General features: G+C 39.6%; 10 protein-coding genes. 2 read left to right on the forward strand and 8 right to left on the reverse strand.

Annotated elements, in window-relative coordinates:
- Positions 1–25: 25 nt before the first annotated feature.
- The 8 genes from LV92_RS03965 to LV92_RS04000 form a co-directional block, all read right to left on the reverse strand.
- On the reverse strand, positions 26–655 hold the full coding sequence (locus LV92_RS03965; RefSeq protein WP_031445532.1) for a GNAT family N-acetyltransferase: 630 nt from the start codon (positions 653–655) through the stop codon (positions 26–28).
- A gap of 217 nt (positions 656–872) precedes the next feature.
- Positions 873–2,258 (reverse strand): polyprenol phosphomannose-dependent alpha 1,6 mannosyltransferase MptB, encoded by a 1,386-nt coding sequence (gene mptB / locus LV92_RS03970; RefSeq protein WP_317046753.1) that lies wholly within the window; start codon positions 2,256–2,258, stop codon positions 873–875.
- A gap of 266 nt (positions 2,259–2,524) precedes the next feature.
- Complete coding sequence (locus tag LV92_RS03975) at positions 2,525–4,009, reverse strand: cellulose synthase family protein (RefSeq protein WP_111622372.1); 1,485 nt, start codon at positions 4,007–4,009, stop codon at positions 2,525–2,527.
- Between the two features lies 1 nt (position 4,010).
- A complete protein-coding gene (locus tag LV92_RS03980) occupies positions 4,011–4,700 on the reverse strand; it encodes a glycosyltransferase family 2 protein (RefSeq protein ID WP_111622373.1) in 690 nt (229 codons plus the stop codon).
- 161 nt (positions 4,701–4,861) lie between these two features.
- Positions 4,862–6,442, reverse strand: a complete 1,581-nt coding sequence (locus tag LV92_RS03985) for a 4Fe-4S binding protein (RefSeq protein ID WP_111622374.1) — start codon at positions 6,440–6,442, stop codon at positions 4,862–4,864.
- Between the two features lie 9 nt (positions 6,443–6,451).
- A complete protein-coding gene (locus tag LV92_RS03990) occupies positions 6,452–7,798 on the reverse strand; it encodes an NAD(P)/FAD-dependent oxidoreductase (RefSeq protein WP_111622375.1) in 1,347 nt (448 codons plus the stop codon).
- 221 nt (positions 7,799–8,019) lie between these two features.
- Entirely contained in the window at positions 8,020–9,066 is a 1,047-nt protein-coding gene (locus LV92_RS03995; protein WP_111622376.1) for a sensor histidine kinase, read from the reverse strand.
- Positions 9,066–9,752 (reverse strand): response regulator transcription factor, encoded by a 687-nt coding sequence (locus LV92_RS04000; protein ID WP_111622377.1) that lies wholly within the window; start codon positions 9,750–9,752, stop codon positions 9,066–9,068. The genes LV92_RS03995 and LV92_RS04000 overlap by 1 nt, the downstream gene beginning before the upstream one ends.
- A gap of 327 nt (positions 9,753–10,079) precedes the next feature.
- Here LV92_RS04000 and LV92_RS04005 point away from each other — a divergent pair, with 327 nt between their 5' ends.
- Complete coding sequence (locus tag LV92_RS04005; RefSeq protein WP_111622948.1) at positions 10,080–11,498, forward strand: hypothetical protein; 1,419 nt, start codon at positions 10,080–10,082, stop codon at positions 11,496–11,498.
- Positions 11,499–11,593: 95 nt separating this feature from the next.
- Complete coding sequence (locus LV92_RS04010; RefSeq protein ID WP_111622378.1) at positions 11,594–14,422, forward strand: TonB-dependent receptor; 2,829 nt, start codon at positions 11,594–11,596, stop codon at positions 14,420–14,422.
- The last annotated feature ends 66 nt before the right edge of the window (positions 14,423–14,488 follow it).

A 14,488-nucleotide genomic window follows, 5' to 3' on the forward strand; every position in this document is an offset into this window, starting at 1 on the left:
ATATTTTCACAGCAGTACTGTACAACTACTTTGTTTTCTTATTTAGGAACAGACTTTCCTTTATACTTTTTAACCTTTGAAAGGCCTTGGAATTCAATTTTTCCTTGGGCTCCTTTTGGGCCTCCTTGGCTTTGGTTTCCGGATCGTACAACATTCCTGTACAAAGACACATTTTTTGTTCTGTCCTGGTAAGGATATCGAAATTCTTACAGGTCTGACAACCTTTCCAAAACTCCGGATCGGTGGTAAGTTCCGAAAAAGTGACCGGCTTATAGCCCAGCTCATAGTTCATTTTCATCACTGCCAAGCCCGTAGTAATCCCAAAAATTTTGGCATTGGGAAACTTACTTCTGGAAAGTTCAAAAATCTCTTTCTTTATTTTCTTGGCCAAGCCTTGATTCCTGTAGTCAGGATGTACTATAAGACCCGAATTTGCTACAAATTTTTCATGTCCCCATACCTCAATATAACAGAACCCGGCAAACTTATCGCCGTCCAGAGCAATAATGGCATTACCATTATGCAGTCTTTTTTGAATATATTCAGGAGTACGCTTGGCAATCCCTGTACCGCGCACTTTGGCCGACTCCGCAATGGTTTCGCAGATAACTTCGGCATATTTAAAATGGGAATCGTTAGCAATAACAATCTTCATTGAATGTTGCTTTTAAAATTAAAATTAAAATTTATTTTTTTTGAGAGGGAAATGGACTCACCTATTTCCATAAAAGAAGCGCACCCTTACGGGCGACGACGTGTAGGCGTAAATGAATAAGCAAGGTTGGAAACCTTGTTTACGTTAAGTATGTAATATGAGTTATTCATTCTACCATCAAAAGTACAAATAAAAATGAATTATTGGGATTGATGTGTCAATTTTTACTAAAAAGCATCTTTTTGTTATGTAATCTAACAATTTCATAAAACATAAAACCATATACTGCAATATATTCAACAGATAACAACCAATAATTTTCCTTAAACCCTGCATTGGAATAGGCCCAGTAGCTCAATATGACAGTTAAGGACCAAACCAAGGGAAATCTGAACTCCGTAAACAGGCTTAAGACCACTAAGAAAATGATATACCAAGGGTGTACGGTAGCGGACAAAAAATAATAGAGGGTCAGCACCCACAACATAGAGGTCAACAAACTTGAAATCTTTTTATTGTCCCTGAAAAACGTGAACAGGGCTACAGTGGCAATGACGATTATGGGCGTAATTTTCCCATAATCCTTGATGAGTTCCCAAGGCTTGGCATCGAAATTTACGGCCACTTTTTTTATGGCATTATAAAAACCGGCATTGAATTCAAAATTAGAGAACCACAGGCCCACCGTATCCATATAATTGTTGGCAAAATCAGGGGAATAGAACGGGAAAGCCAAAATGACCGTTGTTACACCCACAACAGCATAAAAGAGCATGCTCTTCTTGATCCCGAAATATTTTAGGAACAAGGGCAGAAATAGTAAAGGCACCAATTTTATAGAGATCGATAGTGCATAAACAATAGCCGCCAACAGCCATTTTTTATTACATAAAAGACACATGGACCAAATAAAAAAGAACAACATTACCCCTTCAAAATGCAGATTCCCGGTAAGTTCCAAAATAACCAATGGGTTTAGGAAATACCAAAAGATCAGATGGGTAGATTTATTGAGCTTTTGCAATAATTTGCGACCGAAATATAGAATTCCCAAATCGGACAGAATTATAACGGTTCTCATTACCAATACACTTCCCACCACGCTCTTTCCCGACAGCCAGGTGGACATGGCAAAAATAAACTGGTTCAATGGAGGATAATTACTGTAATTTGATGCACTGAGGCTTCCCATGCCACTAACCAATTCTGCCGCATTGTGCATGGGATGGCCATGCTCAATTATAAGGTCCTTGGGGAGATGAAGGTAAGGACTCATGCCATTGTTGATCAATTGCCCATCCCATATAAATCTATAAAAATCCTGGGAAAGATTAGGTTCTGCAAAAAGTAGTATTATCCGGAAAAGCGTACCGGTAATGGCCAAAAATTTAAAGTTCCATTTTTCAAATTGAATCAGCTTATAGCATAAAAAGAACAACGCCAAATAGAGGCCCAGCAACTTTAAAAAATCGGTCCGATCCAAATGGTAACCAAAGGAAATATAGAAAAGGATGCTAACCAGCACCATTAAAATTGGAATCCTGTGAAGTTTCCAATAAGAAATGGCCCTTTGGATCATAGAAGTCTGGTAGTTTTTGGTCAATTTAATAATTCAGCAATCTCCCAAATTTAAATGAAATTATCAAATAACAGCACTTCCGATTTTGATTTTGGCAATGAAACCCTTATTTTTTTGAAATTCACGAAAGCCAGTAGCTGAGAACAGCCTTCCAACAGCTTTGCTGGAGCAGACCTATCTATTTCTTAACTAATGGTTTAAGGATTAAAACCTCTTCAGCGATTTCAAAATTAAAAAAGCCCTGTTCCTTAAAAAGAACAGGGCTTTTGAATAGCTTTTATAAATTTTAATTAGGCCCTTGCCATAAGGGATTTGAAAAATACATAACCGAAGCCCAAAAATAACATGAAATGAAATGGGAAAAGTCCAAAATCGTTCAAAGGAATGGCACTATACATTCCAAAAAGGAAGTAAAGCATTAGGGCCGCTTCAAAAATCATATTCGGTGAAAGTTTGGTAGCCAAATATTTATTGCCTTTCCAGCTGTCCTTTATGCTGTTCAAATTAAATTTTGGGGTCCTTACAAACTCAGATCTTTTACCCATATGTCCTTCCAGGACCGCAATGGAGTTGTGCAATGAAAATCCAAGGGCCACAGAGAAAAACGTAAAGAAGATTGATATATAGTCCACAAAGTTATTAAAACCACTGCCCTGTATGCTCTTATAGGTAAACCAATAACAGACGAAAAGGATAATGGTACTTAGAATAAAGAATTTGGTAGCTTCAAAAATCCATCCCAAATGGTCATAGGTATTTTTTATGTACATCATGGGGATACTCAACAGTGCTACCAAAAATACACATAGGAACATGGAGCTATTCAATAAGTGCATTACCCCGTGAAACTTGGTCTTGAACGAGATGTTCTTGGCAGAAATAACGCTCCAAACGGTTTTTTTGAAGTTTTCGGCCCCTCCTTTGTTCCAACGAAATTGCTGGGAACGGGCGGCACTGATTACCACAGGAAGTTCTGCAGGTGTCTCTACATCCTCCAAATATTTAAATTTCCAATTCTTTAATTGGGCACGGTAGCTAAGATCCAAATCCTCGGTCAGGGTATCACCCTCCCAGTTTCCGGCATCCAGAATACATTCTTTTCTCCAAATACCAGCGGTACCATTGAAATTTATAAAATGTCCTTTGGCGTTGCGTCCTACCTGTTCCAATGTAAAATGGGCGTCCAAGGCAAAAGCCTGTATACGTGTCAGGGTAGAATACTCCCTATTGATATGTCCCCATCTTGTCTGAACTACACCAATTTCCTGATCTTTAAAATAAATAACGGTTTTCTTCAACCAATCACTGGAAGGCAAGAAATCCGCATCGAAAATGGCAATAAACTCTCCTTTGGCCTTATCCAGGCCTTCCTTTAAAGCACCTGCCTTATAGCCTTGCCTGTTGGTCCTTCTAATATGCTGTATATCCAATCCTGTTTCCTGCAGGGCCTTTATTCTCTTGGCCGTGTCATGCACGGAATCGTCCGTGGAATCGTCCAATACCTGAATTTCCAATTTGCTCTTTGGATATTCTATTTTCGAGATATTTTCCAACAAACGCTCCACTACATACTCCTCATTATAAATAGGAAGTTGTATGGTAACAAAGGGTATTTCTTTTGGATCCAATAAATTGAATTTTGGAGCCTCCTTATTTCTTCTTTTATATCCTAGATAGTTGACCAGTAAATTAAGTTGGGCCAAGCTATAAAAAAATATCAATAGTAAGGAAATACTGTAAATCGCAATGATAAAGTAAGTAACTGTTAGTCCCATATTATTTTAAACTGTATTTAAATATCCAACCTAGGATTTTTACGCCTGCAAATATAGTACCTTTTACAGTACCTGATACTTTTGATATGCCAATTCTTTTTTTATAACGCACTGGTACTTCGGTATATGTAAAACCCTTTTTTAGAACCTTCAACTGCATTTCCACGGTCCAACCGTAGGTCTTATCTTCCATTTCCAGCGCCAAAAGCTTGTTGTACTTTATGGCCCTAAACGGACCCAAATCAGTAAAAGAAGCTCCAAAGAACCATTTCATTAAAGTGGTGGCCAAGGCATTTCCAAAAACCTGTTGCGGGGTCATTGATCCTTCCTCCCTCAACGCCTTTGTTCTGGCCCCAATAACGAAATCCAAATCGTTTTCCACTATGGGTTTTACCACTTTGGAAAGTTCTTCGGGATAATCCGAATAGTCTCCGTCCATAAATACGATAATATCGGGTGTTTTGGATTGTTTGGAAATGTAATTAATTCCCATAAGGCAGGCATAGCCATATCCCATCCTATCCTCGGTGAGTACAGTGGCCCCTGCCCCTCTTGCATTAAGGGCTGTATCGTCCGTTGAATTATTGTTTACAACAATAATTTCAGAAACAATTTTTGGGATCTCTTTTATGACATTCGCAATGGACTCAGCTTCATTGTAGGCAGGTATAATTACTTTTATATCGGTCATTAGTGTAGTTGAAGGGTCATACTTATTTATCCATTGTTCTGTATCCGGGGGTGTCCATAATTTAGTTAGCCCAAAAGAAAACGCAAAGGTATCAATACTTTCATCAATCTATGGGGCTCCCCCTTAGGATTGCAACAATTATTTCAACACCCACCAAAAGATTATTTTTTATTGACCAGATCCATTAGATCAACATCATTCCCCAACAGAATTTCAGTAGGGTTTATCCTTCCTTTAAGAGGTCCGTTTTCCAATTTCAAGACCCCTCTTGGACAAACCGCAGAACAAATACCGCAGCCCACACAGCTGGATCTAATAATATTTTCACCTTTTTGGGCGTAGGCCCTGACGTCTATCCCCTGCTCACAGTAGGTTGAGCAGTTGCCACAGGAAATACATTGGCCTCCATTAGTGGTAATCCGAAAGCGCGACTTAAAGCGTTGTACAAATCCCAAATAGGCTGCAAGTGGACAACCAAACCTACACCATACCCTATTTCCAAAAATGGGGTAAAACCCGGTACCTATTACTCCTGCAAAAAATGCACCGATCAAAAGACTATAAGTGTTTTGTACACTCTGTGTTTTTAAACCCAACACGGTGCCAGAATCCGTAAAGAAACTGTATAGCGTCATCAAGGTCATTGCCACGGCAAAGACCAATACCCCATGCACCAACCACCTTTCCACTTTCCATGAAAAGAGGGACTTGCTGGAATGCTGCCTATATGGATCACCTAGGGTTTCAGCCAAGCCACCACAACCGCACACCCAAGAACAGTACCATCGTTTTCCAAAAAAGTAGACCATAACGGGTACGATTACCAAAGTAAGTACAATACCCCATACTAGGATAAAGAGTCCTATTCCCCCGCTGTTCATTAAGGATTTTAGATTCCATTGGAAAAAAAAATCGTAATCCAACGGAAAGGCATTTTTAAAGTCGTAATAGGGCATTTGGAGCCTCACCATTATTTCCGGAATAAGAAAAGCAAAGACTATTTGAAAGAACAAAACCGAGGTAGTACGTACCATTTGATACATATTATGCCTATACTTAATGTACATGCGCACAGCCATAACAGTCATCACTGTACAATACATAAACCCGTACACAAACCAATGTCCGGCAGGATTTCCACTTAGAAATTCGCTGATGGGATCCACTAGGTACGTCCAGTTTACGGCATATTCCGAACGAAAATAAAGTACCAAATAAAAGGACACGAGAAAAACAAAGACCATCCAGGCAATCCATCCCCTATTGGTAGCATTCTCGTGGTAAATACCATTATTCTTAATCCCTTTTTTACCCAATAAAACAATATTGGGAATAATAAAAAGTAAAGACCCCAATATACCCAGTCCGAAGGTCAAGAACCACATAAGCCCCTTATTTTCCAATACAAAGCCACTGCCCGAGGCTTTGCCCACCGCGGCAGCCATGTCATGCGGCCCCGTATATATCAACTTTTTATAATCCTTGTCCTTTCTATGCTGGGCATTGGCTTCTTCAAGTATCTGGGTTATTTTGGGCGATAATGAAAGCATTCCCTGAAACTCTTTACCTACCACATTTTCTTCCATCCTCTGGATAAAAAGTTCACTGGAAATCCCCTTTTCCTGAATTATTTGATCCAAGGTCGCAGGGGTTACCTTAAACTCGCCAATAAAAGGCAATATGGTAAATATGGCAAGGCCGATCAAAAAAATGAAGAGCCCTATTTTTTTTATTATTTGCATTTTGAGATCTTAAATGTTGCTAAAAATTCGTTTCCAACTTTTCTTCCTGGATGCAATGTTGGCACTGTAAAGTGAATTGTAATGGGAAACGATGTTTTCCTCGTATTGGGCATAGAATTCAGGGTCAAAATTGGCATCCTTTAAATATTCCATCACATAATCCATGTTTCTTTTCTCTGTAAGCCATCGGTCCAAAATTTCATGACGCATCCGAATTCCAAAAGTATTGATCCCCAAAAACTGTTTTGTGTCTTTGTGGAAGGCGATGGTAACACATATTTTTTCCTTGGGATGCCGCCAATGAAAATGTTGTTCCTGGTCCTTTTTGGATTTCTCACTAAATACCCAACCATAAGTTTGATACTCTATGTCCAAAAATTTGGCGGAATTAAACCAATGCCCAGGATTATAGGCCCTTTTGTTTCCGCAAATAGTCTGTGCCAAAGCTTCCCCCATCATTCTTCCAGTATACCAGACGGCCTCCACAGGCCTGCGGCTGCCAATGGCATCATGCTGTTCGGCACAGTCCCCAATAGCGTAGACATCAGCAATATTGGTTTCCAAGAAGTTATTGACCTTTACCCCTTTACCTGTCTCTATTCCAGAACCTTTTAGGAAGTCAATATTTGGAGTAACCCCGGCGGTCAAACCAACCACTGTACATGGGATAGTTTCCCCCTTGTCCGTAACCACGGCCTTTGCCCAACCCTTTTCATCCGAAATAATTTCCTTAAGATTGGTATCCAATTTTAGGTCTATATGGTGTTCCAGAATGTGTTCATTGATCATTCGGGATTCTCCCTTGGGCAGGACCCCGTTCCAAAAGCTGGTTTCTCGGACTAAAAAAGTAACAGGAATTTCCCTGCTCCTAAGCATTTCTGCCAATTCTATTCCAATTAATCCACCCCCAACAATCACAGCCCTTTTACAGACTTCACTGTTAGGTGCATTGGCTTCCAACAATTCCAGATCCTGTTTGGAATACAATCCCTGCACCCCCTTCAAATCCTGTCCGGGCCACCCAAATTTATTGGATTTGGAACCTGTGGCGATGATCAGTTTATCATACTTAATTTCCTCGGAACTTTTCAATATCAGCTTTTTATTGGCCGTATCTACTTTTGACACATATCCATTGACCAAATCCAAACGATTTTTTTTCCAGAACCAATTCTCATAAGGCTGGGTATGCTCAAACTTCATATGGCCCATGTAAACATACATGAGTGCTGTTCTGGAGAAAAAATAATTGCTCTCAGCGGAAATAATGGTGATTTTTTTGTCGGATAATTTTCGAATATGGCGCGCTGCCGTAATTCCAGAAATTCCATTACCAATAATAACAATATGCTCCATAGGATTTCGGTTGATAATTACTAGGTCGTACCTAAAGGTAATAACTTAATCGTTCCTATTTAATTTAGAATTAATCAAGGCAATGGAAAGTTCCAATAATGTTATTGGGAATAAGAGTTTATTCTACAAAATGGCTTTGAAGCCGAACAGTACTTGGGAAGGAGATGATATAGCCATAACAGTCTATAAATATTGAAGCTATGTGATACGGCAGTTAGGAATTACTTGGTTGCCTTCTCCAAGGTAAAGGAAAATTCGGATCCTATATCTAGTACGCTTTCCACGTAAATCTTCTCGTTGTGGGCCTCTATAATATGCTTTACTATGGCCAATCCCAGGCCAGAACCGCCTTCGGCCCTACTCCCACTTTTATCTACCCTGTAAAATCTTTCAAAAATTCGGGCAAGGTGTTGTTTGGAAATCCCCTCGCCGTTGTCGGTCACCCGGATAATGACCTTGTTTTTAATTAAATTCTCTACACTCACCTCGGTGGTACCGTTCTGCTGTCCATATTTAATGGAATTGACCACCAAATTTGTAATTACCTGTTGTATTTTCTCTTTATCGGCCTTTACATAAATTGGATTCTTATAATCCATGTCAAATGTCAGGGTAATATTCTTTTTAGCGGCCTTCATTTCCAAAAGCTCAAAAACATTCCGAACCAGTTCCAAAATGTCAAAATCCTCTAGCTCCAAATTTAAGTCGCCAACTTCCAATTTGGTTATGAGATCCAAATCCTTAACAATGTAAATAAGTCGCTCCACTCCCTTATTGGCCCGTTGAAGATATTTTTTTCTTAGGTTCTTATCGTCCATGGCACCATCCAAGAGCGTTAAAATATAACCCTGGACCGTAAATAATGGTGTTTTTAATTCGTGGGAAACATTACCCAAAAAATCCTTTCTATACTCCTCACGGATTTTTAAAGTATCTATTTCAATCTTTTTGTCCTTGGCAAACTTCTCTATTTCATCTGTCAAGGTTCGCATATCGGTAGTAATGGTCTTAGGGGCCAAAGAGGTGGACTCCAATAGGGATACATCATTATATATGCGCTCGATGTTGCGATAGATAAATTTTTCTATTCTTAATTGTACTACGAGAAATGAAATAAAGGAAGAAGTTACCAAAATGAACGCTAGGAGACTCCAATCCATGGAACCGCTGTTCCACAAAAATATCCCCAAGACTGCAGTTAATAGAAATGAAATTAGAATTGTGGTACGTAGGGCAAACCTATACGATTTTTTAATCCTCGTTACCATTATAGCACAAACTTATACCCTACCCCTTTTACCGTTTTAAAATGATCATCACCAATTTTTTCACGCAGTTTTCTAATATGGACATCAATGGTTCTACCCCCTACGACCACTTCATTGCCCCATACCTTGTCCAGGATCACCTCCCTTTTAAAAACTTTATTAGGCTTGGAAGTCAATAGTGCCAGAAGTTCAAACTCCTTTCTGGGAAGAATAATTTCCTCCCCATTGTTAACAATTTTATATTCCTCCCTGTTAATGGTAATCTCCCCAACCTTAAAGATATCCTCTACCTCCTGCTCTTCATTCTTAAGCCTTCTAAGCAAAGCTTTTACTTTGCTCACCAAAACCTTGGGCTTAATAGGCTTAGTTATATAATCGTCCGCACCCGCATCAAATCCGGCCATTTGCGAATAGTCTTCGCCCCTGGCGGTTAGAAATGTAATTAAGGTATCCTCCAGACCTTCGGTTCGCCTTATGATCTCGCAAGCTTCTATACCATCCATCTCAGGCATCATTACATCTAAAATAATTAAGTGGGGCTTCTTCTTTTTTGCCTTCGCAACCCCTTCAATTCCATTTTTTGCAGTGAAAACCTCATACCCCTCGGCAGATAAATTATAACCTACAATTTCTAAAATATCCGGTTCATCGTCTACCAAAAGTATTTTAATGTCCTTTTTTTTCATGCCTTAATTTTTTTGTCTTTAATACGGTCATCTGCAACCTATACCCTTTGGAGGAGGTTACTGTAATCTATCACAACCCATTATTGTGACCTATTTAAACATGCCCGTTTAACCTTAATATTTAATGGTTATCCGCGCCAAAAGTAAAGATAATACTATTACACCAAACCTCTTAACATGGATTTAATATAGTAACATTTAGATAACCTTAAGCCAACAAACTATTAATCTGAGGGTAACGGGACTTTTACAGTTAGGCCATTTATTTGCCATGTTTAAATACAACAAGTGAACTCGAAAAAAATGAAACCGAAAAATTCAATTGAAATGAAAAAACTATTATTATCCGCATTGGCCATAGGTGCCTTAGCATTTACATCTTGTACTAATGACGATGAACCACCAATTGCTGAAGTAACAGCTACCTGTAATGATGGAATTCAAAACCAAGGAGAAACCGGTGTTGATTGTGGTGGACCTAATTGTCAGCCATGTACCGAAGCAACAGCTACCTGTGAAGATGGTATCCAGAACGGAGACGAAACTGGTGTAGACATAGGAGGTTCTTGTTCAGAAATCATTACCGTATCCGGAGAAATATCTGCCGATACCACATGGACTGCAGATAATATGTATTTATTGGCCGGTAAAGTAGTTGTTGGGGTTGGAAAAACCTTGACCATTGAGCCAGGTACCATTATTAAAGGTAAGGCTGGTTCAGGTTCCTTGGCCTCTGCACTAATTGTGCAAAGAGGATCTAAGATTATGGCCGTAGGTACTGCAGAAAAGCCAATTATTTTTACCGCAGAAGAAGATAACATAGGTGTTGGACAAACTGCCGGAACCAATTTGGACGAAACCGCAAGAGGAAAATGGGGAGGTTTAATCATTTTGGGGAGAGCTACAGGTTCTTTTAAAAACGATGTTACCGAAGTACAAATAGAAGGTATTCCTGCCGATGATACTTTTGGACTTTACGGTCCTGGTGATGCATTGAACGACGATGACAATTCAGGAGAATTGGAATACATCTCTATACGTCACGGTGGTGCCCTTATCGGAGAAGGAAACGAGATAAACGGTCTAACCTTAGGTTCTGTAGGTCGTGGTACAAAAATAAACCATATAGAAGTTGTAGGTAACGTTGATGATGGCGTTGAATTCTTTGGTGGAACCGTTGACGCATCCAACCTAGTAGTTTGGGCCCAGGGCGATGATGCTTTGGATATTGACCAAGCTTACTCAGGAACTATAGACAATGCTTTGGTAGTTTCAGGCGAGGCTTCTGACCACGCCTTTGAAATTGATGGTCCAGAAGGTTCTATCACAGGTTCTTTTACCCTTCAGAACACTACCATTGTAGGAAGTGCAACAGCCGCTGACGGTGAATATGCAGATTACAGAAGTAATGCTATGGGTACTACCAAGAACATCTATGCCATTGGATTCCAAACTGGAAAAGATGTGGAATTGGACGCCAACGATGTAGCTCAGAACTTCTTGGATGGTAAATTGACTTTTGAGACTTGGCAAATTGTAGGTTTCAACAACAGTATTTTCTCTGAGAAAGTATTGAAAGATGACGCCGGAAACGATGTACAATCTACAATCATCTTAGATCCAACATTTACGGAAAGAGCTGCCACCTGGACTACTGAGGTTACCGCTGGTTCCGAGACTGTAGGTGCAGACCTTAGCGTTTTTACTTGGACATATGCATATGCCAAAACAGGTTTGAGCTTCTAATTTAGGAATTAATACACCCCTTTAAAATAAACAACCATGCTCGCCATATTTAGTGGCGGGCATTTGGTTTATTACGATTTAATTATCATTTACTTATGAAATATTCACTTAGACTTTCAACTTTCACTTTTCTTTTTTTTCAATTCATTTTTTCACAAAGTGGCGAAGTAACCGGAACATTGATCGATGCCGATTTTCAAGATCCGGTACCTTTTGCCAACATTCTGGTCAAAGGGACTACTATAGGTACTACCTCCGATTTTGATGGTAATTATAAGCTTACCCTTGAAGAAGGTACCCACACACTTACATTTTCATTCCTAGGTTATAAAACCGTAGAAATAACCGATGTGCTAATTAAGGGCAACGAGATTACCAACGTAAACGTAACTATGGAAACCCTTGCCGAAGGTCTGGATGAAGTAGTGGTATCTGTAAGCGTTAAAAAAAATACGGAAACCGCAGTATTGGGCATCCAAAAAAAGGCGGTAAACCTTTTGGACGGACTATCGGCCGAAGCCTTCAAAAAATCGGGCTCCAGTGACGTGGCCAGCGCCATTAAATCGGTACCAGGGGTATCGGTTCAAGGAGGAAAATACGTCTACGTAAGGGGTTTGGGCGATCGCTATACCAAATCTATTTTGAACGGAGTGGACATTCCAGGACTGGATCCGGACAGAAACACCATTCAATTGGACATTTTCCCCACCAATATCATAGACAACATCCTGGTTCTTAAATCTGCTTCCGCAGATTTGCCTGCAGACTTTACAGGTGGTATTGTTGATATTGTTACCAAGGACTATCCTACCAAAAAAGAGCACAGCATATCATTAGGTGGTAGTTATAATCCGGATATGCACTTTAACGAAAACTATTTGGACTATAAAGGAAGTTCTACCGATTTCTTAGGATTCGACAACGGAAACCGAAGTGTTCCCATTAACCGAAATCAGGAAATCCCCAGTACTTTTGAATATAATCCGTTATTAACTGCCATTACCAAAAAATTTAATCCGGTACTATCGGCAATGAAAGCAAACAGTGCTATGGACTATAGTTTTGGGTTCACCACTGGCAATCAATATAACGTGGGCGAAGGCGAGAACAGATTGGGCTTTTTAGCTTCTCTTTCCTATAAAAATACCACGACCTTTTACGAAGGGGCAGAAAATAATTTCTACAGAAGAAACGCAGACACTTCTGTATTTGAATTGGAAACGGATAGAACGCAGACTGGTGATTTAGGCCGAAACAACGTATTGGTAAGTGGACTTTTGGGAACTTCCTTTAAGACTGAAAAATCCAAATACAAACTTAATCTCCTTCATATTCAGAACGGAGAATCTACGGCAGGTTATTTTAGCCAGACCCTGAATTTCACGGATTTTATCAACTTCTCAAAAGACAACTTGGAATATACCCAACGTTCCATCACCAACGCATTGCTTAATGGAATACATTCCAGCGAAGATGCTTCATGGACAACCGAGTGGGCCCTTTCCCCTACCATGTCCAAGATTCAGGACAAGGACATTAGAACAACATCTTTTAGGGTAGAGGATGGTGTGTACTCCATACCCCAGAACAACCAGCCAAAAAGAATCTGGAGGGATTTGGAAGAGATCAATGCAGTTGCCAAATTGGATTTTACCAAAAAATATGACTTTCTGGAAAAAGATGCCAAATTAAAATTTGGGGCTTATGGCTCCTACAAGAATAGGGATTTTGGCATATTGAACTTTGAAATTGAGAACAATGGGTCAACTACCAAGTTCAATGGTGTTGCAGACAATATCCTTTTGGAAGAAAACCTTTGGACCGTTGACAACAACTCCGGATCGTATATTGATCCCGACCTCTCGGTTACCGAACCGGCCAATACCTATGAGGCAGCACAACAAAATATAGCGGGTTATGTATCCAATGAGTTTAAACTTGGACAAAAATTGCGAACTATCCTTGGTGTTAGGGCGGAAAAATTTGAATCCAGATATACAGGGGAGGATAATAAGGACATTAGTGACCCTGAAAAGGTTATTTATGACAACGAAACCATAATAGATAAGTTTGACCTTTTCCCTACGGCCAATTTAATTTACGAACTTACGGAAGACGTTAACCTAAGGGGATCCTATTCCAGAACTACGGCAAGACCTTCCTTTAAGGAAGCTTCCATAGCCAAGATTTTCGATCCCTTATCCAATAACACCTTTATCGGAAACATTAACCTGGATCCAACCTACATCAACAATTTCGATTTTAGGGTTGAATGGTTCGGAGAAAGTGCCGAAATGATCGCATTGAGCAGCTTTTATAAAAAATTCACCGATCCCATTGAACTTACTTACTTTGAATCGTCATCCGATAATTTTACCCCACAAAACCTTGGTGATGCGGACGTAATCGGATTGGAATTTGAACTAAGAAAAAATCTAGGGTTCATTGCAGCTCCCCTTCAGAATTTCAGCTTAAATGTAAATACCTCGATTATTAAATCTACCCAAGTTTATAGTGAAAGTGAGCGTAATCTTAGAACTTTGGGACTTAGGGATGGTGAAACTTTGGGCAACGACAGGGAGTTACAGGGACAGTCGCCTTTCCTTATCAATTCCGGGTTAAACTACGAAGGAGCCGAGAACGGCATCCAAATGGGTCTAAACTACAATGTACAAGGAAAAACATTGCAGGTAGTGGGCAACGGATTTGTACCGGACGTATATACCATGCCCTTTAACAATCTAAACTTTAACTTCTCCAAGAGTTTTGGCGAAAACCAAAATCAGAGTGTTAGTTTTAAAATCAGCAATCTTTTGGATGATGACGTAGAAAGTGAATATGAATCCTACAAGGCTGAAAATAAGACCTTCTCAAAAAGAAGTCCTGGAAGATCATTCTCATTGGGATACAACATTAAGTTCTAAATTATATAGCTATTTTTAATAAAAAAGAGATCGAGTTCTTTGTATTTTAACATAGAATTCGGCCTC

Source organism: Arenibacter echinorum (genome assembly GCF_003259375.1).
In the GTDB taxonomy this organism is placed as follows: domain Bacteria; phylum Bacteroidota; class Bacteroidia; order Flavobacteriales; family Flavobacteriaceae; genus Arenibacter; species Arenibacter echinorum.

Bases quoted from the DNA above. Each gene is read 5' to 3' on its own strand.
- LV92_RS04010 (WP_111622378.1), top strand. From the start codon at position 11,594: ATGAAATATTCACTTAGACTTTCAACTTTCACTTTTCTTTTTTTTCAA.
- LV92_RS03995 (WP_111622376.1), bottom strand. From the start codon at position 9,066: ATGGTAACGAGGATTAAAAAATCGTATAGGTTTGCCCTACGTACCACA.
- LV92_RS04000 (WP_111622377.1), bottom strand. From the start codon at position 9,752: ATGAAAAAAAAGGACATTAAAATACTTTTGGTAGACGATGAACCGGAT.
- LV92_RS03965 (WP_031445532.1), bottom strand. From the start codon at position 655: ATGAAGATTGTTATTGCTAACGATTCCCATTTTAAATATGCCGAAGTT.
- LV92_RS04005 (WP_111622948.1), top strand. From the start codon at position 10,080: ATGAAAAAACTATTATTATCCGCATTGGCCATAGGTGCCTTAGCATTT.
- LV92_RS03980 (WP_111622373.1), bottom strand. From the start codon at position 4,700: ATGACCGATATAAAAGTAATTATACCTGCCTACAATGAAGCTGAGTCC.
- LV92_RS03985 (WP_111622374.1), bottom strand. From the start codon at position 6,442: ATGCAAATAATAAAAAAAATAGGGCTCTTCATTTTTTTGATCGGCCTT.
- LV92_RS03975 (WP_111622372.1), bottom strand. From the start codon at position 4,009: ATGGGACTAACAGTTACTTACTTTATCATTGCGATTTACAGTATTTCC.
- LV92_RS03990 (WP_111622375.1), bottom strand. From the start codon at position 7,798: ATGGAGCATATTGTTATTATTGGTAATGGAATTTCTGGAATTACGGCA.